This window comes from Pseudomonas sp. VEM90, assembly GCF_054611535.1.
Window position 1 is genome coordinate 36,261 of record NZ_JBTRAR010000010.1, and the last position, 22,428, is coordinate 58,688.

18 protein-coding genes are annotated in these 22,428 nt (G+C 62.7%); 4 read left to right on the forward strand and 14 right to left on the reverse strand.

Annotated features, from left to right (window positions below):
- Window positions 1–118: 118 nt before the first annotated feature.
- From preA to hydA, 3 genes are all read right to left on the reverse strand, one after another.
- The gene (gene preA / locus ACYCCG_RS11625) at window positions 119–1,393 is read right to left on the reverse strand and encodes an NAD-dependent dihydropyrimidine dehydrogenase subunit PreA (protein WP_176682255.1); all 1,275 of its coding nucleotides are present in this window, start codon (window positions 1,391–1,393) and stop codon (window positions 119–121) included.
- Window positions 1,394–2,761: an NAD(P)-dependent oxidoreductase gene (locus tag ACYCCG_RS11630; RefSeq protein WP_459670489.1), complete on the reverse strand. Its 1,368-nt coding sequence runs from the start codon at window positions 2,759–2,761 to the stop codon at window positions 1,394–1,396. It abuts the gene before it with no gap.
- A 162-nt stretch (window positions 2,762–2,923) separates the two neighbouring features.
- Window positions 2,924–4,363, reverse strand: coding sequence for a dihydropyrimidinase (gene hydA / locus ACYCCG_RS11635; protein ID WP_176682257.1), 1,440 nt, complete (start codon window positions 4,361–4,363; stop codon window positions 2,924–2,926).
- A gap of 341 nt (window positions 4,364–4,704) precedes the next feature.
- On the opposite strand from hydA, the gene ACYCCG_RS11640 reads away from it, so the two are divergent.
- Window positions 4,705–6,222, forward strand: a complete 1,518-nt coding sequence (locus tag ACYCCG_RS11640; RefSeq protein WP_209967060.1) for an NCS1 family nucleobase:cation symporter-1 — start codon at window positions 4,705–4,707, stop codon at window positions 6,220–6,222.
- A gap of 11 nt (window positions 6,223–6,233) precedes the next feature.
- Window positions 6,234–7,517, forward strand: a complete 1,284-nt coding sequence (locus ACYCCG_RS11645) for a Zn-dependent hydrolase (RefSeq protein WP_209967059.1) — start codon at window positions 6,234–6,236, stop codon at window positions 7,515–7,517.
- Here the strand turns inward: ACYCCG_RS11645 and ACYCCG_RS11650 are convergent.
- From ACYCCG_RS11650 to nhaB, 3 genes are all read right to left on the reverse strand, one after another.
- Entirely contained in the window at window positions 7,514–8,473 is a 960-nt protein-coding gene (locus ACYCCG_RS11650) for a ribonuclease Z (protein WP_176682260.1), read from the reverse strand. The genes ACYCCG_RS11645 and ACYCCG_RS11650 overlap by 4 nt on opposite strands.
- An 87-nt stretch (window positions 8,474–8,560) precedes the next feature.
- On the reverse strand, window positions 8,561–9,106 hold the full coding sequence (locus ACYCCG_RS11655; protein WP_459670493.1) for a lipocalin family protein: 546 nt from the start codon (window positions 9,104–9,106) through the stop codon (window positions 8,561–8,563).
- A 146-nt stretch (window positions 9,107–9,252) separates the two neighbouring features.
- The gene (gene nhaB, locus ACYCCG_RS11660) at window positions 9,253–10,755 is read right to left on the reverse strand and encodes a sodium/proton antiporter NhaB (RefSeq protein WP_176682262.1); all 1,503 of its coding nucleotides are present in this window, start codon (window positions 10,753–10,755) and stop codon (window positions 9,253–9,255) included.
- Between the two features lie 150 nt (window positions 10,756–10,905).
- On the opposite strand from nhaB, the gene ACYCCG_RS11665 reads away from it, so the two are divergent.
- Window positions 10,906–11,718 (forward strand): crotonase/enoyl-CoA hydratase family protein, encoded by an 813-nt coding sequence (locus tag ACYCCG_RS11665; RefSeq protein WP_339535134.1) that lies wholly within the window; start codon window positions 10,906–10,908, stop codon window positions 11,716–11,718.
- A gap of 36 nt (window positions 11,719–11,754) precedes the next feature.
- Complete coding sequence (gene nudC / locus ACYCCG_RS11670) at window positions 11,755–12,585, forward strand: NAD(+) diphosphatase (protein ID WP_176682264.1); 831 nt, start codon at window positions 11,755–11,757, stop codon at window positions 12,583–12,585.
- On the opposite strand, the gene ACYCCG_RS11675 is transcribed toward nudC, so the two are convergent.
- The 8 genes from ACYCCG_RS11675 to purB form a co-directional block, all read right to left on the reverse strand.
- The gene (locus tag ACYCCG_RS11675) at window positions 12,553–13,332 is read right to left on the reverse strand and encodes a TSUP family transporter (protein WP_176682265.1); all 780 of its coding nucleotides are present in this window, start codon (window positions 13,330–13,332) and stop codon (window positions 12,553–12,555) included. The two genes, nudC and ACYCCG_RS11675, sit on opposite strands and share 33 nt — an antisense overlap.
- 134 nt (window positions 13,333–13,466) lie before the next feature.
- Window positions 13,467–14,330 carry an RHS repeat-associated core domain-containing protein gene (locus tag ACYCCG_RS11680; RefSeq protein WP_459670498.1) on the reverse strand — a complete coding sequence of 288 codons (864 nt, stop codon included), beginning with the start codon at window positions 14,328–14,330 and terminating at the stop codon, window positions 13,467–13,469.
- Window positions 14,331–14,535: 205 nt separating this feature from the next.
- Window positions 14,536–15,366, reverse strand: a complete 831-nt coding sequence (locus ACYCCG_RS11685; protein ID WP_459670500.1) for an alpha/beta fold hydrolase — start codon at window positions 15,364–15,366, stop codon at window positions 14,536–14,538.
- 185 nt (window positions 15,367–15,551) lie between these two features.
- Window positions 15,552–16,841 (reverse strand): NAD(P)/FAD-dependent oxidoreductase, encoded by a 1,290-nt coding sequence (locus ACYCCG_RS11690; RefSeq protein ID WP_459670501.1) that lies wholly within the window; start codon window positions 16,839–16,841, stop codon window positions 15,552–15,554.
- Between the two features lie 192 nt (window positions 16,842–17,033).
- Window positions 17,034–18,995, reverse strand: a complete 1,962-nt coding sequence (locus ACYCCG_RS11695) for a DNA topoisomerase III (protein WP_209967045.1) — start codon at window positions 18,993–18,995, stop codon at window positions 17,034–17,036.
- Window positions 18,996–19,202: 207 nt separating this feature from the next.
- Window positions 19,203–19,631, reverse strand: coding sequence for a GNAT family N-acetyltransferase (locus ACYCCG_RS11700; RefSeq protein WP_003251237.1), 429 nt, complete (start codon window positions 19,629–19,631; stop codon window positions 19,203–19,205).
- Entirely contained in the window at window positions 19,624–20,790 is a 1,167-nt protein-coding gene (locus ACYCCG_RS11705; RefSeq protein WP_176682271.1) for a ribosomal protein uL16 3-hydroxylase, read from the reverse strand. Before ACYCCG_RS11705 ends, ACYCCG_RS11700 begins: the two co-directional genes overlap by 8 nt.
- A gap of 81 nt (window positions 20,791–20,871) precedes the next feature.
- Complete coding sequence (gene purB / locus ACYCCG_RS11710; protein WP_003251234.1) at window positions 20,872–22,242, reverse strand: adenylosuccinate lyase; 1,371 nt, start codon at window positions 22,240–22,242, stop codon at window positions 20,872–20,874.
- Between the last annotated feature and the right edge of the window lie 186 nt (window positions 22,243–22,428).

The following is a 22,428-nucleotide window of genomic DNA, read 5'->3' on the forward strand; positions in this document are numbered from 1 at the left end:
CGCTGCGCGGCATTCGCGGGCTTGCCCGCTCCCACAGGTTCTGCGCTGTCCTCAGAAATGGCGCAGTCCTTTGGGAGCGGGCAAGCCCGCGAAGGGCTGCATGGCAGCCCCCATTGCTTCAACTGGCCTCGCGGTACGGGTTACGCGGATCCTGCGTCCAGTTCAGGTACGGCTTGCCGGTATCCTGTGCCTCCATTTCGATGCAGTTTTCCACCGGGCAGGTGATCTGGCACAGGTTGCAGCCTACGCATTCCTCTTCGATCACACTGTAGGCATGCGTGCCGTCAGCTTTCAGCGTGCTGGCAATCGCCTGGTGCGAGGTGTCCTCACACGCAATGTGGCAACGCCCGCAGCCAATGCACGCCTCCTGGTCAATGTGCGCCACCGACTTGTAGTTGATGTCCAGGTATTTCCAGTCGGTGGTATGCCCCACCGCCTGCCCGCGGAACGCCTCGATATTGGGGTGCCCATGCTGGTCCATCCAGCGCGCCAGGCCGTCCTGCATGTCCTCGACGATACGGAAGCCATGTAGCATCGCTGCCGTGCACACCTGCACGGCGCCACTGCCCAAGGCCATGAACTCGGCTGCGTCACGCCAGTTGCCGATGCCGCCAATGCCACAAATCGGCAAGCCACGCGTTTCCGGGTCGCGGGCGATTTCCGCCACCATGTTCAAGGCAATCGGCTTCACTGCCGAACCGCAGTAACCACCATGGGTGCTCTGGTCTCCGACAATCGGGTGGGCCACCATGCGGTCCAGGTCGACGCTGGTGATGGAGTTGATGGTATTGATCAACGACACGGCATCGGCCCCGCCCCGGTGCGCGGCGCGGGCCGACTGGCGGATATCGGTGATGTTCGGCGTAAGCTTCACGATCACCGGCAGCGCGCAGTACGTCTTGCACCAGCGGGTGACCATTTCCACATATTCCGGTACCTGGCCAACGGCCGCCCCCATGCCCCGTTCCGGCATACCGTGCGGGCAACCGAAGTTCAACTCGATGCCATCGGCCCCGGTGGCTTCCACCAGCGGCAGGATGAACTTCCACGACTCCTCTATGCACGGCACCATCAGCGACACGATCAATGCGCGGTCGGGCCAGTCTTTCTTCACCTGGGTGATTTCGCGCAGGTTGATGTCCAGGGAGCGGTCGGTGATCAACTCGATATTGTTGATCCCCTGTACCTGACGGTTGGCACCATAGTGCGCCGAGTAGCGCGACGACACGTTGACCGCCGCAGGGTCTTCGCCCAGGGTCTTCCAGACCACGCCACCCCAGCCGGCCTCGAAGGCGCGGACCACGTTGTAGGCCTTGTCGGTTGGCGGTGCGGAGGCCAGCCAGAAGGGGTTGGGTGCCTTGATGCCGGCAAATACGATAGACAAGTCGGCCATTTACGCTGCCTCCACGTTGAGCATGAGTTGGGCATGGATGGCTTCGGCGGCCAGCTTGCCGTGTTGCACGGCCTGCACGGTAAGGTCCTGGCCCAGCGCGGTGCAGTCGCCGCCTGCGTATACGCCCGGTAGGCTGGTCTGCAGGTTTTCGTCAACGCGGATGCGCTCACCCTCGCGGGCCAGTTGCGCAGCCACCGGGTCGTGGAGGCTGGCGTCGTCGAAGCGCTGGCCAATGGCCTTGAAGATGGCGTCCGCAGCCAGCTCGAAGGTTTCGCCGGTATCGCGCAGGCGGCCTTCCGCCAGTTCGGTGCGGGCAAAACGCATGCCGCGGACCTTAGCGGCGTCATCCAGCAGCACGGCATCTGGGCGGGCCCAGGTGTACAGGCGTACCTGGTTGGCCTTGGCGATGTCCTGCTCGTGGCCGGTAGCGCCCATGTCTGCCTGACCACGGCGGTAAACCAGGTTGACGTCACGGGCACCCAGACGGCTCATCTGCACGGCCATGTCGATGGCCGTGTTGCCAGCACCGATCACCAGGCAGCGGTCGGCCAGCGGTAGCTGGCTCAGGTCATCGGCCTGGCGTAGCTCACGGATGTATTCGGTGGCGGCGAGCACGCCGGGGGCTTCCTCGTCGGGCAGGCCTAGCTGGCGCACGGCATTCAGGCCGAGGCCCAGGAACACCGCGTCGTACTGATCGCGCAGCTCGCCCAGGCTGAGGTTGTCACCCAAGCGCTGGCCATGGCGGACTTCTATACCGCCAATGCCCAACAAGAAATCCACCTCCCGCTGGGCATAGTCGTCTACCAGCTTGTAGCGGGCGATACCGTACTCGTTGAGGCCGCCGGCTTTGTCGCAGGCCTCGAACACCACCACGTCATGCCCGTGCATGGCCAGGCGGTGGGCGCAGGACAGCCCTGCCGGGCCGGCGCCGACCACGGCGATACGCTTGCCGGTGGCTGCCGAGCGCTTGAACGGGTGTGCGCTGAACTGGGCGTTGTCCAGGGCGTAACGCTGCAGCTGGCCGATCAGCACCGGCGCGCATTCCTGGGCGTTGTTGCGCACGCAGGCTTGCTGGCAGAGGATTTCGGTGGGGCACACGCGGGCGCAACTACCGCCAAGGATGTTGGCCGAAAGAATGCGTTCGGCGGCGCCTTGCAGGTTTTCGTCACTGATGCGGTGTATGAACGAGGGGATGTCAATCTCGCTAGGGCAAGCGTTGACGCAGGGGGCGTCGTAGCAGTACAGGCAGCGTGCACTTTCCAGGGCAGCCTGGCGCGCGGTGAGGGGTGGGGCCAGATCGCTGAAGCGCTCGGCCAACTGGTCGGCGCCGGCCCGGGGGCGCGGCAAATGGTTCAGGGCGTCGATCACGGTTGTAGCCTCTCTATTTTTATGGTGCAGGCGACAGGTATTGCGGTGGATTCTTGGGCCGCTGCGCGGCCCATCGCGACGCAAGGCCGCTCCCACAGGCGATGGCGGTCCTTGTGGGAGCGGCCTTGCGTCGCGATGGGCTGCACTGCAGCCCCAATGGCTTCAGCGCTGAACTGGCATCGGCCGCTGATGCTCGGCCCGGCGCCCCAGCACTTCATACACCGACGGGTACGCCGGCCGTTCCACATACCGCCCTGCGCCTGGTTCGGCGCGCAGGTCGCCATCGGCCCAGAGCACCTTGCCCTGGCTGATGGTGTGGCTTGGGATGCCGCGCACGGTGCGGCCTTCGAAAATGTTGAAGTCCACCTGCTGGTGGTGGGTTTGGGCAGAGATGGTGCGGGTGCCCTGCGGGTCCCACAGCACCAGGTCGGCATCGGCACCCACGCGTATAGCGCCCTTGCGCGGGAACAGGTTGAAGATTTTCGCCGTGTTGGTGGAGGTCAGCGCGACGAATTCGTGCATCGACAGTCGCCCGCTGTTGACCCCGGCATCCCACAGTACCGCCATGCGGTCTTCGATGCCGGCGGTGCCATTGGGGATGCGGCTGAAGTCGTCGCGGCCCATGGCTTTCTGCTCGGCGCAGAAGCAGCAGTGGTCGGTGGCGGTGGTGTGCAGGTTGCCCGACTGCAAGCCGCGCCACAGCGCCTCCTGGTGCTCGCGTGGGCGGAACGGCGGGCTCATCACATAACCGGCGGCGGTGGCCCAGTCCGGGTCACGGTAGACGCTGTCATCCAGCAGCAGGTGGCCGGGCAGCACCTCCCCATACACCGGCTGGCCCTTGCCTCGGGCATAGGCAATTTCATCCAGTGCCTCGCGGCTGGAAATGTGCACCAGGTACAACGGCGTGCCGAGGGTTTCGGCAATGCGGATGGCGCGGCTGGCCGCTTCGCCTTCAACCTGCGAGGGGCGCGACAGCGGGTGGGCTTCCGGCCCGGTCATGCCCTGGGCGAGCAGTTTTTTCTGCAGGTGGTACACCAGCTCGCCGTTCTCGGCATGCACGGTGGGCACCGCGCCCAGTTGCAGGCAACGCTCGAAGCTGGCCACCAGGGTATCGTCGGCGGCCATGATCGCATTCTTGTAGGCCATGAAATGCTTGAAGCTGTTCACCCCGTGCTTGGCCACCAGCTCTCCCATCTCTTCGGCCACCTGCTCGCTCCACCAGGTGATGGCGACGTGGAAGCCATAGTCGCTGGCGCTTTTCTGCGCCCAGCCACGCCAGGTGTGGAAGGCCTCCAGCAACGATTGCTGCGGGTTGGGTATGACGAAGTCGATGATAGAGGTGGTGCCGCCTGCCAGGCCCGCAGCGGTGCCACTGAAGAAGTCCTCGCTGGCCACGGTGCCCATGAACGGCAACTGCATGTGGGTGTGTGGGTCGATGCCGCCGGGCATCAGGTACTGGCCGCTGCCGTCGAGGATCTTGCAGTCGGTGGGTGGTTCGAGGTTTTGCCCGATGGCTCGGATCAGGCCATCGGCACACAGGACATCGGCGGGGTAACTCTCTTCGTGGGTAACCACGGTGGCGCCACGGATCAACAGGGACATGCCGTTTTCCTCGCAGGCTGACCGGTCTTGGCCGGTTCTTTGCATTGTCATGGATGCAGGGCGGGCAGGGCGGTCAATCCTGTCAGGCCTGACAAGATTCGAGGCTAGATGCTGATTCTTGATTCAGCAAGAAAATTTTCCCATTAATTTTGTGGTTTTTAAGTAGCTGATATTCAAGGGTTAAATTCAGTGAGCGTACGCAGGGCGGGGCTTTCAGGCTATTTGACTGGCTTGACAAGATGAAAATCTGGTCGAGATTTCTAAGCACATTCCGCGTGCGAACTCCGGTCATCGAATCAGCCTGATGAGCGAAAAATAGAAGAAAAACTGGAGAAGGGCCTATGCAACAGAGCAGATCGGAAGTGGTCGAGCAAGATGGCCTGTTCGAGCTGTCCGAGGGCAGCGATGTTCTCGACAGCCCGCGCTACAACCCTGACATTGCACCGACCAAGGTGCACCAGCGTACCTGGAACAAATGGCACATCACCGCCCTGTGGGTGGGCATGTCCATCTGCGTACCCACCTACACCCTCGGCGGCGTGCTCACGGCCTACTTCGGCCTCAGCGTTGGCGAAGCGCTGCTGGCGATCTTGCTGGCCAACGTTATCGTGTTGATACCGCTTACCCTCAATGCCTTTCCCGGTACCAAGTACGGCATCCCGTTTCCGGTGTTGCTGCGTTCGTCGTTCGGCATTCTCGGCTCCAACGTACCGTGCCTGATCCGCGCGGTGGTGGCCTGTGGTTGGTTCGGTATCCAGACCATGTTCGGCGGGCTGGCCATTCACCTGTTCCTGGGTTCGGTGTTCGACGGCTGGAAGGCGCTGGGTGGGACAGGCGAGGTGATTGGCTTCATGATCTTCTGGTGCCTGAACCTGTGGGTGGTGCTGCGCGGCGCCGAGTCGATCAAGTGGCTGGAAACGCTGTCGGCACCGCTGCTGGTCGCAGTGGGCGTCGGTCTGTTGTTCTGGGCCTTGCCCCATATGTCGATGTCCGAACTGCTGGCACAGCCGCCCAAGCGCCCGGAAGGGGCGAGCGTGGTCAGTTACTTCTGCGCGGGGCTCACGGCCATGGTCGGCTTCTGGGCCACATTGTCGCTGAACATTCCCGACTTCAGCCGCTACGCCCGCAGCCAGAAGGACCAGATTCTCGGGCAGATCTTCGGCCTGCCGCTGACCATGTTCCTGTTCGCGGCGCTGGGTGTGGTACTGACCGCCGCGTCGGCGTCGCTGGTGGGCGAGACGGTGTCCGACCCGGTCAGCCTGATCGGCAAGATTCAAAGCCCGTTCTGGGTGGCCCTGGCCATGGCGCTGATCGTGATCGCCACGCTGTCGACCAACACTGCGGCGAACATCGTGTCGCCGACCAATGACTTCCAGAACATTGCCCCACGCCTGATTGGGCGAAGCCGCGCGATATGGCTGACCGGCTTCATCGGCCTGGCACTGATGGGCCATGAGCTGCTGAAGAAGCTGGGCCTGATTGTCTCCGACCTTAGCCTGGAGAGCGTGTATTCCAACTGGCTGCTGGGCTATTCCAGCTTGTTGGGGCCCATTGCCGGCATCATGGCGGTGGACTACTTCCTGATCCGCCGGCAGAAGCTGGACCTGGCCGGGCTATACCGCGACGACGTGTATCCCGCGTGGAACTGGGCCGGTTTTGCCGCCTTCGCCTTGCCGGTAGGGTTGACGGTAATGGCGATTGGCAACAGCAGTTTCAGCTGGTTCTACGACTACGGCTGGTTCACCGGCTCGTTGCTGGGCGGTGCACTGTACTACGTGCTTGGCGGTATGGCGGTACGCAGTCCTGTGGTAGCGGGTGTGCCCGCGAAGCGTCCTGAACAGACAACAAAAAAAGCCTGAAGGAGAAACCCGTGACCCCCGTCAAAGAGATCCTGAAGACCAACGCCCATCACGTCGACAGTACCCGCCTGTGGCAATCGCTGATGGACCTGGCCCGGCTCGGCGCCACCGCCAAGGGCGGCGTCTGCCGCCTGGCCTTGACCGACCTCGACCGCCAGGCCCGCGATCTGTTCGTGCAGTGGTGCGAGGCGGCCGGTTGCTCGGTCAGCATCGACGCCGTCGGCAACATATTCGCCCGCCGCCCGGGCCGTAACCCCAAGCTGCCGCCGGTGATGACCGGCAGTCATATCGACACCCAGCCCACCGGCGGCAAGTTCGATGGCTGCTTCGGGGTGATGGCCGGGCTGGAGGTGATCCGCACCCTCAACGACCTGGGCGTGGAAACCGAAGCGCCGCTCGAAGTGGTGGTGTGGACCAACGAAGAAGGTTCGCGTTTTGCGCCGTGCATGATGGGTTCAGGGGTGTTCGCCAGCAAGTTCACCCTGGAAGAAACCCTGGCCAAGCGCGATGCCCAGGGTGTCAGCGTTGGCGAAGCGTTGAACGCCATTGGTTACGCCGGTCCGCGTGCAGTGTCGGGGCACCCTGTGGGGGCGTATTTCGAGGCGCATATCGAGCAGGGGCCTATCCTTGAGGACCAGGCCAAGACCATCGGCGTGGTCCTCGGCGCCCTGGGCCAGAAGTGGTTCGACCTGACCCTGCGGGGTGTTGAAGCCCATGCCGGCCCTACGCCCATGCACCTGCGCAAGGACGCCCTGGTAGGGGCAGCCGCTGTGGTGGAGGCGGTCAACCGCACGGCGCTTGCCCACCAGCCGCACGCGTGTGGCACGGTGGGCTGCCTTCAGGCGTACCCGGGGTCGCGTAACGTGATCCCGGGCGAAGTGCGCATGACCCTGGACTTCCGCCACCTCGAGGGCGAGCAGTTGAATGCGATGATTGCCGATGTGCGCGAGGTGATCGAGGCGACCTGTACCAAGCATGGTCTGAACCATGAGCTGGTGCCCACGGCCGACTTCCCGGCACTTTACTTCGACAAAGGCTGTGTCGACGCCGTGCGCGAATCGGCCAAGGCATTGGGCCTGCCGCACATGGACATCGTCAGTGGCGCGGGGCATGACGCCATCTTCTTGGCCGAGCTGGGGCCGGCGGGGATGATTTTCGTGCCGTGCGAAAACGGCATCAGCCATAACGAAATCGAGAACGCCACGCCTGATGACCTGGCGGCAGGCTGCGCGGTGTTGTTACGGGCGATGCTGGCGGCGTCGGAGGCAATTGCCAGCGGGCGACTGGCGGCCTAACCACTGGCCTCAAGACGGCCGTTACGGCCAAGGTGATAGCGCTGCAGGTCCTGCGCCAGGGTCAACTGCCCGCTGTAATGGGCGAGGGCCTCGTCGCGCAGGTTGTCGATGTGCGGGCTGCGCCGTGGGTCGTTCTGGTAGCGGGCGCTGAAATGCGTCAGTACCAGGTTGCGCACGCCAGCGGCCTCGGCAAAGCGTGCCACTTCAGCGGCGGTGCTGTGGCCGAACGTGCCCCCGGTGCGTTCGACGACCGCCTGGGTGAAGGTGGCTTCGTGCACCAGTACATCCGCACCCCTGGCGACGGCTGCCAGCAGTTCTGGTTTGTCGTTGTCCCCGCACACGATCACCCGCTGTGGCGGACGCGAAGGCCGCAGGTAGTCGTTGCCGTTCAGTAGTTGCCGGTTGTACTTCACGGTCAACCCCTTGGCCAGCTCACCCCACAGCGGACCACGCGGTATGCCCTCGGCGTCCAGACGCTGGATGTCCAGGCGTGGCTCAGGGTTGGTTTCGGTGAATACGAAACCCACGCTGGGCACCCGGTGCGACAGTTGCACGGTGGTTACCTGCAGGGTCTCGCTGCGCCATGTGCTCAACGTTTCCACGGGCAACAGGCGCAGCTCGAACGGCAGGAAGGTATCGCTGGCAAGCAGGCCCTGGCGTACCCAGTCGTGCAGTGCGGCGGGCAGGATCACTTCCAGCGGCTGGGTGCGCCCGCTCATGCCCGCGCTGGCCAACAGGCCGGGCAGGCCGAAGCAATGGTCACCATGCACGTGGGTGATGAAGATCGCGCGCAGGTCGCGGATTGAAAGCGGGGTGTGTAGCAGCCGGTGCTGGGTGCCTTCGCCACAATCGACCAGATACCAGTGGCTGCCACTGGCTTCGATCACGGCAGTGGCGCTGACATTACGTGCCTTGGTGGGCACCCCGGCGGAGGTGCCGAGGAACAGCAGGTCCATGCTCAGGCTCCTGTTTCAGGCCAGAAGCGGCCAAGGTGATACGGGGCGCACACCTTAGCCGGATTGCCGCCCGCCGTCGACGGCCTGCTAGTTACCCTGTCGCCAGATGAGCTTGCTGGTGTCATAACCTTGCTCCCGGGCGATCGTCAGCAGTTGCTCGCGCTGCTGGTCGGTGACTGCTGGCGTGCGCGAAAGCAGCCACAGGTACTCCCGGTTGGGGTGGCCGACCAGTGCCACGCGGTAGTCCTTGTCGTGGTACAGCACCCAGTACTCGCCCTTGGTCAGGCCTGGCGCCAGGCGGCTGAACCAGTTGTCGAAGCGCACCCACAGCTTGTCGGTGCTGCCTGGCTGCTGGAGCTCGGCAATACCCTTGGCTTCATTCCACCGGCCGTCCTTTTCCTGGCAGCGGTTGGTTACATCGATACGGCCGTCCTCGCGCAAGCCGTAGCGCGCCTCGGACTTCACACAGTTGCGCTGGAAGAACATCGGCAGCCGCGCCAGTTCGTACCAGGTACCCTGATAGCGTTGCAGGTCCACCTGCTGGGTACGCGGCGGTGCCGGGTGATCGTTGCCGGCGCAGCCGAGCAGGGCCAGGGTCATGCAGGAAAACAGCAGTGTAGTGCGCAGCACCATGGGTGACCTCCTTGGAGCGGATGGGGCGTACCTGTGTTTCGACGCCTGTGCGGGGAAAAAGTTGTAGGTGGTTTTGCCTGCGGTGAAACCCGTGCAGGAGCGGGTTTACCCGCGAAAGGGCCCGCACGGGTCCGCACAGGCCTGCCTCACAGCCAGTACGTCACCGCCCACCAACCCAACCCGCCCATCACCACGGTATAGGGCAGCGCCATCCACACCATCCGCCCATACGACAGCCGGATCAGCGGCGCAATGGCCGAGGTCAACAGGAACAGGAACGCCGCCTGCCCGTTCGGCGTCGCCACGCTTGGCAGGTTGGTGCCGGTGTTGATGGCCACTGCCAGTGTTTCGAAATGCTCGCGGCTCATGCTGCCATCGAGAAATGCCTGCTTCACTTCGGTGATGTAGATGGTGGCAACGAACACATTGTCGCTGATCGCCGACAGCAAGCCGTTGGCCAGATACAGCATGCCCGGTTGCTGTTCGGCCGGCAGCGTCAGCACCCAGTTGATCAATGGGTTGAACAGTTGCTGCTGATGAATCATCGCGACCACGGCGAAGAACACCACCAACAGCGACGTGAATGGCAGGGCCTCCTGGAAGGCACGGCCCAGGCGGTGCTCGTCGGTGATGCCAGTGAAGGCCGTGATCAGCACGATCACCATCAGACCGATCAGGCCGACCTCGGCCACATGCAGCCCCAGGCAGATGATCAGGATCAGTGCAGCGAGCCCTTGTACCCACAGCGCGATGCGCTGGGCCTGGGTACGCGCGGCATCGTCTTCGACCGCATAGGCGGTCAGCACCTGGCGCACCGGTTCGGGCATCAACGTGCCGTAGCCGAAAAGGCGCACCTTTTCCAGCAGTACGCAGGTCACCAGACCGGCACCCAGCACTGGCAGCGATACGGGCGCCACCTTGAAGAAGAAATCGACGAAGTGCCAACTCATCTCGTGGCCGATCAGCAGGTTCTGCGGTTCGCCCACCAACGTGCAAACGCCGCCCAGGGCGGTACCCACAGCGCCATGCATCAGCAGGCTGCGCAGGAAGGCGCGGAACTGGTCGAGGTCTTCACGGTGCAGGTGAGCGACTTGCTGGTCGCTCTCCAGTGCGCTCTCCTCGCGCGGATTGGCCCCGGACGCGACGCGGTGGTACACCGCGTAGAAGCCGACCGCAGCGCTGATGATCACCGCCGTGACGGTGAGTGCATCGAGAAACGCGGAAAGGAACGCCGACAGCACGCAAAACAGCAACGACAGAATGGCTTTTGAGCGCACCCCAAGCAAAATGCGTGAGAACAGGAACAGCAGCAGTTCCTTCATGAAGTGGATGCCGGCGACCATGAACATCAGCAGCAGGATGACCGGGAAGTTGTGCTGCAGTTCCTCGTACAGCGCCTGGGGCGTGGTCATCTGCAACAGCATGGCTTCGATCAGCAACAAGCCACCGGGCATCAACGGGTAGCACTTCAGGGCCATAGCCAAGGTGAAGATGAATTCGAGCACCAGTGCCCAGCCGGTCGCAACCGGGCCAATGGTTACCAACAACAGCGGGTTGAGCACCAGAAACAGGCAGATGACCACCTTGTACCAAATCGGCGACTTGCCCAGAAAACCGTGGGCGATTGCGCCGGTCAGGGGGCGTGACATAAATATGTATCCTTATAATTCAGCGATGGCGCACGGTGCCGGATCTGCGCGTCTTAGGCAAGGCGCACAGTCCCGTTTTTGGCACAAGTACGGCCATTGGGCTGGGTTACCATCGCTGCCATGAGCCTTTCACCCACAGGAGTGCCGCCCGTGACCGAGTACAGTGCATTCAAGGTCGAACTGACCGACAGCATCGCCCACGTTCAGATCAATCGCCCGGAGAAGGTCAACGCGATGAACGCGGCTTTCTGGGAAGAGATCATCGACATCTTCCAGTGGATCGATGACACCGATGCCGTGCGTGCTGTGGTGATCAGCGGTGCCGGCAAGCATTTCTCCGCCGGTATCGACCTGATGATGCTGGCTTCGCTGGCCGGGCAGATGGGCAAGGACGTGGGCCGTAATGCACGCTTCCTGCGCAAGACCATCCAGCGGCTGCAGGCCTCGTTCACCGCTGTAGACACGTGCCGCAAGCCGGTACTGGCGGCGGTTCAGGGCTATTGCATCGGCGGCGCCATCGACCTCATCTCGGCGTGCGACATGCGCTACTGCAGCAGTGACGCGCAGTTCTCGATCAAGGAGATCGACATGGGCATGGCTGCCGATGTCGGCACATTGCAACGTTTGCCACGCATCATCGGCGACGGCATCATGCGTGAGCTGGCATTTACCGGCCGCAATGTCGAGGCGGACGAGGCGCTGCGTATCGGCCTGGTCAACCGAGTCTATGATGATCAGGCCGCACTGATGGACGGCGTCTTTGCCATCGCCCGCGAAATTGCCGCAAAATCGCCGATCGCTGTGGCCGGCACCAAGGAAATGCTCAGCTACATGCGTGACCATCGTATCGACGATGGCCTGGACTACATTGCCACCTGGAACGCCGCAATGCTGCAGTCCGAAGACCTGCGCGTGGCTGTGGCGGCGCACATGAGCAAACAGAAACCGACGTTCGCCGACTGATCGGGCCGGGGGACGCGCAGTAAAGGAACCCCCGAGATGTCAGCACGCTGGACTACCGCAGTACTCGACCCACAGATGATCGGGGGGCTGGCCGTGGCCCGCAGCCCTGAAGGGTTTCTGGTGGACGCCAACGGCGCGCTGTTCCCCCGCGACTGGCTCAAGCGCCAGGACCTCGACGTGCTGTGCGAACACGGCATCGGCCACTTTGACGGCCAGCCGGTATTTTTGCTGGAACTGCGCAGCGCCACCGATGTGCCCGGCTGCAGCTGGCGCGGCCTGCGTGCGTTCATGCTCGAAGGCGACTTCGACACCTACAAGGTGCTGGGCTATGCCGCACAAATCGGCACCTGGGCCCGCGAGCATCGCTTCTGCGGCAGTTGCGGCCAGGCGATGACGCAAATTCGCTGGGAGCGGGCGATGTACTGCCAGCCCTGCGACCTGCGCAGCTATCCGCGCATTTCACCCAGCATGATCGTGCTGGTGACCCGCGGCGATGAAATCCTGCTGGCGCGTTCGCCGCGCTTCGTCACCGGGGTGTACAGCACCTTGGCAGGTTTTGCCGAACCGGGTGAATCGGCCGAAGACTGCCTGGTGCGCGAAGTGCGCGAAGAAGTGGCGGTGGAGGTGCAGAACATCCAGTACGTCGGCAGCCAGTGCTGGCCGTTTCCGCATTCGATGATGCTCGGTTTTCATGCCGAGTACGCCGGTGGCGAGATTGTCATGCAGCCGGACGAGATCGAGGACGCCAAGTGGTTCAGCGTCCACGACCTGCCGCCGCTGCCGGCCGGGCGGTCCATTGCCCGGTACCTGATCGACCTGTATGTAGCCAGGCGCCTAGGGTTGCCCGAACCAGTGTTGCCACGCTAAGCGCACGGTCAACGCCAGCACCACGGTGATGAACACCGGGCGGATGAACTTGCTGCCACCGCTGATTGCCGTGCGTGCGCCGAAAAAGGCGCCGACCATCACCGACAGGCCCATGCATAGGCCAACGATGTAGTCCACCTGCCCGGAAATGATGAACACCGTCAGCGCCGCGATGTTGCTGACGAAGTTCATGCTGCGCGCCACGCCGCTGGCGCGTACCAGGTCGATGGGGTACAGCAGCAGGGTACTGACGGTCCAGAACGCCCCGGTACCCGGGCCGGCCACGCCGTCGTAGAAGCCCAGGGTGAAGCCTTGCGGCACTTGCCACTTCTTCTTGATTGGCGCATCGGCATCCAGCGGTGCCTTGGGCGTGCCGCCGAACAACAGGTAGATGCCACAGGCGAAGACGACCACCGGCAGCATCTTGTTCAGCCATTCAGCTGGCATGTAGTGGGCGATGACGGCGCCGAGCAACGCCCCGGCCAGGGTGGCGAACAATGCCGGGCGCCACTGCGCCGGATGGAACAGTTTGCGTTTGTAGTAAGTGAAACTTGCGGTGGCCGAGCCGAAGGTGGAACTGAGCTTGTTGGTGCCCAGCACCAGGTGCGGTGGCATGCCGGCCGTGAGCAGGGCCGGAGTGGTGAGCAGGCCCCCGCCACCGGCGATGGCGTCGATGAATCCGGCGACGAAGGCGACCAGCGCCAGGATCAGCAGGGTCAGGGGTTCTACGGTGAGTTCGAAGGGCATGGGGTTTGGGCGTAGGGAGAAAGGCAAAAGGTGAGCAACGGTCGCTCTGAAGGCTGAGATGGTAATACTCACCGGTTAGGCTTGCCAGTGCCAGGTGTTTGCGAGATTGCCCTTGCGCTTTAACCTCTGGCAGTTCACTTGGTTTGACCCCTCACGCTCGATTGTTCGGGCTGAAATGAAAAATTCGCAGGGGGTGATGGTAGCTTATGAATGACGACTGCCTCTTCTGGAGGGGTATATACTTTTTCAATGAGTTTTGCGGTTTTATTGATCTTCTTCATGTAAATGGTGGTTATGTTATCTGCTTGCGCCTCATCGTTGAGCAGATACCTGGCATCGTTATTAGGCTCCCAATTTTCTAGCGTATCTTTGTATTTGATTAGGTTTGCAGCTTTCTCTAAATGTTTTCCTTGGGTGTGTGGGCTATCATACCACTTGGGGAATTTGGCCAGTGCAGGGAAGGTTTCAGTAGCCTTGACAGCATCGTTGTAGTACGGGTTTTCATTGTTCGGTGAGAGCGTCGAGGTGTCGCGTTTTATCTTGAAGAAATCCAAAATTACCCTCAGCATCTGGCCGGATGGGTCCAGATTGTTCGTTGGGTCGCCCTCGCAATAGGCATATGCATTTCGCCCCCCCTTGCCAAAAGGGCTGAGGTTGTCAGGCGAATAAAAGCGCATGAGATAAGGGCTATACGCACGGTGGCCGTTGCCAAGGAGGTACAGTTTCGTGAAGCGATCACAACGTTGCCCGGTGTATCCCAGGATATGCTCAATGTGGCTGTGCCCATAAGCGCTGTAGGTCAGACTTTGAATGCGGTCACGATGTAAGCTGTTGGTTATGGAACTCTGCGCATTTACTGCCGTTAACAGCGTTTCGGCAGCGCGCTCCGCGAGTGGAGTGCCTGTGGCTGAAAACAGTGTAATAGATTGGTTGATGCCAACTGCTGTTGATAACTGGTCGATATTATAGAATAAGTGCTGCTTTAGGTTCTGTTGCATGATCAGCCTGCCGGCAATGTAATGTATTGATGCTACCTTCGGATAATTTAGCCATGCGTACAACTGGTATATTTGCCAGTTGCATGCAGGCACTCTATATGTGTTGCCAGTGCCGGCCCTTTCGCGGGCAAGCCCGCTCCTACGAAGATGGCGCAATCCCGTAGGAGCGGGTTTACCCGCGAAAGGGCCGGTACAGGCGAAAACATCAACTACGGATAAACGCCAGCAAATCCGCATTGATCACATCGGCATGGGTGGTCGGCATGCCATGTGGGTAGCCTTTGTAGGTTTTCAGCGTGCCATTGGGCAGCAGCTTGGCCGACAATACCCCGGAGTTTTCATAGGGCACGATCTGGTCATCGTCGCCGTGCATCACCAGCACCGGCTGCTTGATGCCCTTCAGGTCCTCGGTGAAATCGGTCTGGGAAAACGCCACGATGCCATCGTAATGGGCTTTTGCACTGCCGATCATGCTTTGGCGCCACCAGTTGCCAATGATGCCTTCGCTGGCTTCGACCCCAGGGCGGTTGTAGCCGTAGAACGGCCCTGCTGGCACATCCCGGTAGAACTGCGCTCGGTTGCTGGCAACCTGGGCCTGGAAGCCGTCGAATACCGACTTGGGCAGGCCACCGGGGTTGCCGGGGGTTTGTACCATCAAGGGGGGTACGGCCGCGATCAGCACGGCCTTGGCCACCTTGTCTTCAGGGTACCGGGCCATGTAGCGCACCACCTCGCCGCCGCCGGTCGAGTGGCCGACATGCACGGCACCCTGGGTGCCCAGGTGGGCGACCACGGCGGCTACATCGTCGGCATAGTGGTCCATGTCGTGGCCGTCCCATACCTGGCTGGAGCGGCCATGGCCTCGCCGGTCGTGGGCGACCACCCGGTAGCCTTCAGCGAGGAAGAACAGCATCTGCGCGTCCCAGTCATCGGCACTGAGCGGCCAGCCGTGGTGGAAGTGGATCACCGGCGCATCGCGCGGGCCCCAGTCCTTGTAGAAGATCTGTACGCCGTCCTTCGTGGTTACATAGCTCATGGTCGTGTCTCCTGAGTGCAGGAAGCGAAGGGAGCTATTGAGAATAGGAGGAATTCTGGCGGGTATCAGGAAGTTGTGTTGCCTGTGCGGGCCTCTTCGCGGGTGAACCCGCTCCTACAGGGATCTCATGGATTTTGAATGCGCAGGAGCGAGTTCACCCGCGAAGAGGCCCACACTCATGCCCTTCAGACGCGATCGCGCATGCGGTACCAGGCCTTTGCCGCCGCTTCCAATGGCGCAGCCAGCAGGTCGCCGCCGGGGAAGCGGCCGTTTTCGATGCCTTGGTACAGCGCCAACAGGTCTTCATCGCCGAGAATGGCATCGCTGACCGCACGCGCCGCCGCCAGGGTCGGCAGAACGCCATGGCCGGAGAAACCCTGCAGCCAGTAGCGCTGGCCCTCGCGGCCGACGTCCGGGGTGCGCTTGATGCTGCAATCGATGTGGCCGCCCCAGGCATAGTCGATGGCCACCCCGGCCAGTTGCGGGAATACCCGCTCCAGGTACGGGCGGGTGGCGCTGGCGACGTCCTTGGGAATACCGCCCAGATAAGTGCAGCCACCGCCGAACAGCAGGCGGTGGTCCGGGGTCAGGCGGAAGTAGTCGGGTACGAACTGGTTGTCGATCACGCAACTGTTGCGAGGTAGTAACGAATGGGCGAAGTCGGCATCCAGAGGCGCAGTGGCTACCTGGTAGGAACCGACGGGCAACAGGCGGCGCGACAGGCCGCGGTCAAGGCGGTCGATGTAGGCGTTGCAGGCCAGCACCAACACCTGGCAGCGAACTTCGCCACGGTCGGTGTGGGCGACATAGCCGTCGCGAGCCTGCTGGTAGCTGAGCACCTGGCTCTGTTCGTAGATTCGCCCGCCAGCAGCCTCGATGGTACTGGCCAGGCCCTGCGCCAGTTTCAGTGGGTTGAGGTGGGCGCCTTTGGCGTCGTACAGCGCGGCCTGGTAGCGCGGGCTGTCGATCCATTGCGGCAACTCGTCACGGCCGATCAGGCGCAGGGCGTCGTAACCCCATTTATGCTCGGCATCATGCAGCGCCTCTTCGAGCATTTTCACCCGGCGTGGCAATACTGCAGTCCACAGGCTGCCCTGCCGGTAGTCGATGTCGAAACCGTGGCGTTGGGGCAGCTCGCGCATCTCGTCGGCAGCCCAGCACATGCTGGCCCACAGCCGTTGGGTACGTTCGATGCCAAGGGCCTGCTCCAGCGGCGGCATGTCGCACGACCAGCCCAACAGCGCCTGGCCACCGTTGCGACCGGAGGCCGCCCAGGCAACCCGGCTGGCTTCCAGCAGCGTTACGCGTTTGCCGGCCTGGGTCAGGCGCAGGGCAGTATGCAGGCCGCTGAAACCGGCACCGATGATCAGTACGTCGGTGTCGTGGGGGCCTTGCAGGGTAGGGCGTAACGGGATGTTGGCGGGGTAGGTCTGGGCATAGTAACTGGCGACGTGCTGGGCGGATTGTTTGAACATGCCGGGCTTCCGTGAAAATTATTATGTTTATTTTCATGAAAAGTTAGCAGTTAAATTTCACGTTGCCAATGTGTCGATCGGGTTTTGTGGCTCGCCTGTTGGTAATGTGTTGCCTGGGCTGGCCTCTTCGCGGGTGAACCCGCTCCTACAGGGGGCACGCGCAGAGAGACCGGACGTGAGAAGGCGGAAATTTCAGGGCGTTGCCTTTTTCCGCGGCTGCCGTGGCTTGCTCGGAGTTGCCTTGTTTCCGGCCGTTTTGCTTTTGCCACCTCCACCGCGACGTTTCTTCTTCCAGGACGGCGCCGCCCCGGCCGCTGGCCCGCTGATGGTCATGCGCATGCCGCTGCAACGCTCTACCAGCTTGCCCATCCACGCAGACTGCCGGGCGACGAACTCTTCCAGGGTCATCTCGCCGCTTTGCACCATGTCCAGCGCCTGCTCCCAGATTGCCGTGGTGCCGGGGTCGGCAATCGCGCGGGGAACGGCGTCGATCAGGCTGAAGGCCGCAGGTGTGGCCGACAGCGCCTTGCCGTTCTTTACCAGGTAACCGCGGTCGAGCAGGCCCTGGATAATGCTGGCGCGGGTGGCCTCGGTGCCGATGCCGGTGGTTTCCTTGAGCTTCTGCTTCAGCCGAGGGTCATCCACCAGCTTGGCCACGTTCTTCATCGCTTTGATCAGGTCGCCTTCGGTAAACGGCTTGGGTGGCTGGGTCCACAGGTCTTTCAACTGCAGGCCGTGTACGTTGCAGTCCTGGCCTTCGCGCAGCGCTGGCAACACCTGGGCCGGGGGTGCCTCGCGGCCTTTGGCCGGGGTCAGCGCTTCGGGCAAGGCGCGGCGCCAGCCCGGCTCGACGATCTGTTTGCCCACAGCACGCAGCGCATGACCTGCGCAGTCGAAGTCGGCCTGGGTGCGGTCGTATTCATGGTTGGGCAGGAACTGCGCCAGATAGCGGGCGCGGATCAGGGTATACACGGCCTTGTGTTTGGCCGGCAGGCGCGAGGGGTCGCTGGCGGCGACGGTGGGAATGATGCCATGGTGAGCGCTGACTTTGGCGTCGTTCCACGCCCGCGATCGGCGTTGCGGCTCCAGGTAGGGCTGCAGCGGCGCCAGGCTGGCATCGGCCCGTTGCAGGGCGGCGAGGATGGCGGGTGCCTCGACGTGCTGGCTTTGTGGCAAATAGCCGCAATCGCTGCGCGGGTAGGTGATCAGTTTGTGGGTTTCGTACAGTGCCTGGGCAATGTCGAGGGTTTCCTGGGCGCCGAGGCCGAACTTTTTCGAGCACAGCTCCTGCAGGGTGCCAAGGTCGAAGGGCAGCGGTGCTGCTTCGCGCACACGCTCGGTCGCTACCTTTACCGCTCGGGCAGTGCCGGCATGGCCGATGTCGGTGGCGGCCTGCTGTGCCAGGCCTTGCTTCAGGCAGCGGCCTTGGTCATCGCAGGCGTCTTCGGGGGCGCGCCATTGGGCATTGAAGCGTTGGCCGGCGTGTTCCAGTTGCACCTCGATGGCCCAGAACGGCACCGGCACGAAGTCGGCGATGCTGCGATCGCGGTCGACCACCAGGCGCAAGGTCGGCGTTTGCACGCGGCCTACCGGCAGCACACCCTGGTAGCCGGATTGGCGGCCCAGCAAGGTGAACAGCCGGCTCATGTTCATGCCGATCAGCCAGTCGGCGCGCGAGCGCCCCAGCGCCGAGTGGTACAGGTTGAACGTCTCGTGGCCTGGCAGCAGGCGCGCCAGGGCCTTGCGGATGGAGGCGTCATCCAGCGCCGACAGCCACAGGCGCTGCACCGGGCCCCGGTAGCGGCAATGCTCGACCAGCTCGCGGGCAATCATTTCGCCTTCGCGGTCGGCGTCGGTGGCAATCACCAGTTCCCGCGCTTCACCGAGCAGGCGCTTGACCGCCTTGAACTGGCTGGCGGTCTTGGGCTTTACCAGCATCTTCCATTTGTCTGGAATGATCGGCAGGTCGGCCAGGTTCCAGCGCTTGTAACGTTCGTCGTAGCTGTCGGGCGGTGCGGTTTCCAGCAGGTGGCCGATGCACCAGGTGACGCAGATGTCGGTGCCTTGCCAGCAGCCGTCGCCTTTGCGGTTGGCGCCGAGCACTTTGGCGATGTCTTTTGCCTGGGAGGGTTTTTCACAGAGGAACAGGCGCATGGCCGGGACGCTTCATCGGGGTGGTGGGCCATAGGATGCGCAAGCGGGGGCGCAGAGGCAAGTTTTATCTGGATGGATGTACAGGTTTTTGTCAGGAGAAGTGTCTTTACCTGTGCCGGCCTCTTCGCGGGCAAGCCCGCTCCCACATGAATCGTATTCCCATGCAGGAGCGGGCTTGTCCGCGAAGCGGCCAGTGCAGGTTATGGATCAGGCGCGCGAGTCGCGCACCATGTCGACATGCGGGATGCCAGCTTCGAGGAATTCCTCGCTGACTACGCGAAAGCCCAGCCGCTCATAGAACGGCGTGGCGTGTACCTGGGCGCTGAGCATCTGTTGTTTCAGGTCGCGGTTCTGCGCTTCGACGATGACCGCATTGACCAACGCATCGCCCACCTTCAGGCCACGCCAGTCCTTGAGCACCGAGATGCGCCCGATGGTGCCGTCGGCCAGCAGGCGCGCAGTACCGATCGGATAGTCGCCTTCCAGGGCCAGGAAGTGCAGGGCGTCCTGATCTTCCGAGTCGAACTCCAGCTCTGGCGGAATGTGCTGCTCGGCGACGAACACGGCTTCACGGATACGGCGGATGTCGGCGTTGTCTTTGTGCCAATCGGCGAGGCGAACGCTGATCTTATTCATTGGCGAAACCCAGGCTCCCTTGTTTGACCAGCTGCTGTACCAGCATAAGGCCATCTTCGTCCTGCAGCCACTCGGCCAGGTTATCGATGTGCAAGGCGTCGGCCGCGCATACCAGCTTCAGCAGCTCGCGCAGTTTGCCGGGCAGTGGGCAACTACGGCCGCTGGCGAACAGCAGCAGGTCATCTTCGAATTCGGACCAGGCCAGGCGTGCGCTGGGGTTGCGGATCAGGATGGCGCCTTGCTCAAGGGCATTGATCAGCTCTTCCTCGCTCAGCTCTTCGCCAACGATCTGTTCGGGGTAGCGTGGCTCGGTCATGAACTGGCCGAACCAGGTCAGCAGCAGGTCCTTGTCGCCCATGTGCTTGTCGAGCAGCGCCTTGAGGCGGTCGAGGGCATCGTGCTGGATCTGGTGCGGGTCGCTGACCGGCTGGGCGTCGGCGTCGCTGTAGCGCTCTTCGTCGGGCAGGAACTGGCCGAGGAAGTCGGTGAAATGGGTCAGCACTTCGGCAGCGCTCGGTGCGCGGAAGCCTACCGAGTAGGTCAGGCAGTCGTCCACGGCCACGCCGTAGTGGGCCAGGCGCGGTGGCAGGTAGAGCATGTCGCCAGGCTCCAGGGTCCACTCGCCGCTCTGCTCGAACTCGGCCAGGATACGCAGGTCGGCGTGCTCCAGCAGCGGGCTGTCACTGCTGCACATCTGGCCGATCTTCCAGTTGCGCTGGCCGTGACCTTGCAGCAGGAACACATCATAGTTGTCGAAGTGCGGGCCGACGCTGCCACCCGGGGCGGCGAAGCTGATCATCACGTCATCGATACGCCAGCTGGGCAGGAAGCGGAAGTTTTCCAGCAGTTCGGCCACTTCCGGAACGAACTGGTCAACGGCCTGTACCAGCAGAGTCCAGTCTTTTTCCGGCAGTTCGGCGAAAGTGTCTTCGCCGAACGGGCCGCGGCGGAGCTCCCACGGGTGCGCGCCGTGCTCCAGCACGATACGCGACTCGACTTCATCTTCAAGGGCCAGGCCGGCGAGTTCGTCGGGGTCGATCGGGCTGATGAAGTCCGGGAAGGCCTGGCGCACCAGCAGCGGCTTCTTCTGCCAGTAGTCGCGCATGAATTCGCGGGCCGAGATGCCGCCGAGCAGCTGCAGTGGAGTATCAGGATTCATGTTCAACCTATTGAAAAAACGTAATTTTCGTACGGGAATAAAAACGCCCGGCCAGGCCGGGCGTTGTACGCGACGCTCAGCTTAGATGCGTTTGGCCTGGGCTGCCGCGTTACCGATGTAGGTAGCGGGGGTCAGCTGCTTGAGCTCGGCCTTGGCTTCGGCTGGCATGTCCAGGCCGTCGATGAAGGTCAGCAGCGCTTCTGGGGTGATGCCCTTGCCACGGGTCAGCTCTTTGAGCTTCTCGTAAGGGTTTTCGATGTTGAAGCGGCGCATCACGGTCTGGATCGGCTCGGCCAGCACTTCCCAGCAGGCGTCCAGGTCGGCGGCGATGCGAGCTTCGTTGACTTCCAGCTTGCCGATGCCTTTCAGGCTGGCCTCGAAGGCGATGACGCTGTGGGCAAAGCCCACGCCCAGGTTGCGCAGCACGGTGGAGTCGGTCAGGTCACGCTGCCAGCGCGAGATCGGCAGCTTGCTGGCCAGGTGCTGGAACAGCGCGTTGGCGATGCCCAGGTTGCCTTCGGAGTTTTCGAAGTCGATCGGGTTGACCTTGTGCGGCATGGTCGACGAACCGATTTCGCCGGCGACGGTCTTCTGCTTGAAGTAACCCAGCGAAATGTAGCCCCACACATCACGGTCGAAGTCGATCAGGATGGTGTTGAAGCGGGCGATGGCGTCGAACAGCTCGGCGATGTAGTCGTGCGGCTCGATCTGGGTGGTGTACGGGTTGAACTGCAGGCCCAGTTCGTCTTCGATGAAGGCGCGGGCGTTCTCTTCCCAGTCGATCTGCGAGTAGGCCGACAGGTGGGCGTTGTAGTTGCCCACGGCGCCGTTGATCTTGCCCAGCAGCGGTACGGCGGCAACCTGGGCGATCTGGCGCTCCAGGCGATACACGACGTTGGCCAGTTCTTTACCCAGGGTGGTCGGCGAAGCCGGCTGACCGTGGGTGCGCGACAGCATTGGCACTTCGGCGTGGGCGTGGGCCAGGGCGCGGATGGCGTCGGCGACCTGGCGCATCAGCGGCAGCAGCACTTCGTCACGGCCGGCGCGCAGCATCAGGGCGTGGGACAGGTTGTTGATGTCCTCGCTGGTGCAGGCGAAGTGGATGAACTCGCTGACCTTGGCCAGCTCAGGCAGCTTGGCGGCCTGCTCCTTGAGGAGGTATTCAATGGCCTTGACGTCGTGGTTGGTGGTGCGCTCGATTTCCTTGACGCGCTCGGCGTGCTCCAGCTTGAAATCGTTGGCCAGGCTGTCCAGCAGGGCGTTGGCTTCGGCGGAGAACGCCGGCACTTCGCCGATTTGCGGGTGGGCGGCCAGGCGCTGCAGCCAGCGCACTTCGACCAGGGCGCGGAAACGGATCAGGCCGAATTCGCTGAAAATGGGGCGCAAGGCCTGGGTTTTGCCGGCATAACGGCCGTCTACAGGGGAAACCGCAGTGAGCGAAGAAAGCTGCATGGGGTGTTCTCGGACAGTCAGGCTTTTGGAAGGGCGCATATCATACATGAAAAATGCGCCAGGGTCGGGTGGCTGACCAAAGGTCGGCCCAATTTGGATCAGGTGGCAGACCCTGTGGGAGCGGGTATGTCCGCGAACACCAGCGTAGCCGGTGCCATACACCGCGTCGCCTGCTTCGCGGGCATG

Bases quoted from the DNA above. Each gene is read 5' to 3' on its own strand.
- purB (WP_003251234.1), bottom strand. From the start codon at position 22,242: ATGCAGCTTTCTTCGCTCACTGCGGTTTCCCCTGTAGACGGCCGTTAT.
- ACYCCG_RS11640 (WP_209967060.1), top strand. From the start codon at position 4,705: ATGCAACAGAGCAGATCGGAAGTGGTCGAGCAAGATGGCCTGTTCGAG.
- ACYCCG_RS11650 (WP_176682260.1), bottom strand. From the start codon at position 8,473: ATGGACCTGCTGTTCCTCGGCACCTCCGCCGGGGTGCCCACCAAGGCA.
- ACYCCG_RS11690 (WP_459670501.1), bottom strand. From the start codon at position 16,841: ATGTTCAAACAATCCGCCCAGCACGTCGCCAGTTACTATGCCCAGACC.
- hydA (WP_176682257.1), bottom strand. From the start codon at position 4,363: ATGTCCCTGTTGATCCGTGGCGCCACCGTGGTTACCCACGAAGAGAGT.
- nudC (WP_176682264.1), top strand. From the start codon at position 11,755: ATGTCAGCACGCTGGACTACCGCAGTACTCGACCCACAGATGATCGGG.
- nhaB (WP_176682262.1), bottom strand. From the start codon at position 10,755: ATGTCACGCCCCCTGACCGGCGCAATCGCCCACGGTTTTCTGGGCAAG.
- ACYCCG_RS11695 (WP_209967045.1), bottom strand. From the start codon at position 18,995: ATGCGCCTGTTCCTCTGTGAAAAACCCTCCCAGGCAAAAGACATCGCC.
- preA (WP_176682255.1), bottom strand. From the start codon at position 1,393: ATGGCCGACTTGTCTATCGTATTTGCCGGCATCAAGGCACCCAACCCC.
- ACYCCG_RS11655 (WP_459670493.1), bottom strand. From the start codon at position 9,106: ATGGTGCTGCGCACTACACTGCTGTTTTCCTGCATGACCCTGGCCCTG.
- ACYCCG_RS11700 (WP_003251237.1), bottom strand. From the start codon at position 19,631: ATGAATAAGATCAGCGTTCGCCTCGCCGATTGGCACAAAGACAACGCC.
- ACYCCG_RS11680 (WP_459670498.1), bottom strand. From the start codon at position 14,330: ATGCAACAGAACCTAAAGCAGCACTTATTCTATAATATCGACCAGTTA.
- ACYCCG_RS11705 (WP_176682271.1), bottom strand. From the start codon at position 20,790: ATGAATCCTGATACTCCACTGCAGCTGCTCGGCGGCATCTCGGCCCGC.
- ACYCCG_RS11675 (WP_176682265.1), bottom strand. From the start codon at position 13,332: ATGCCCTTCGAACTCACCGTAGAACCCCTGACCCTGCTGATCCTGGCG.
- ACYCCG_RS11685 (WP_459670500.1), bottom strand. From the start codon at position 15,366: ATGAGCTATGTAACCACGAAGGACGGCGTACAGATCTTCTACAAGGAC.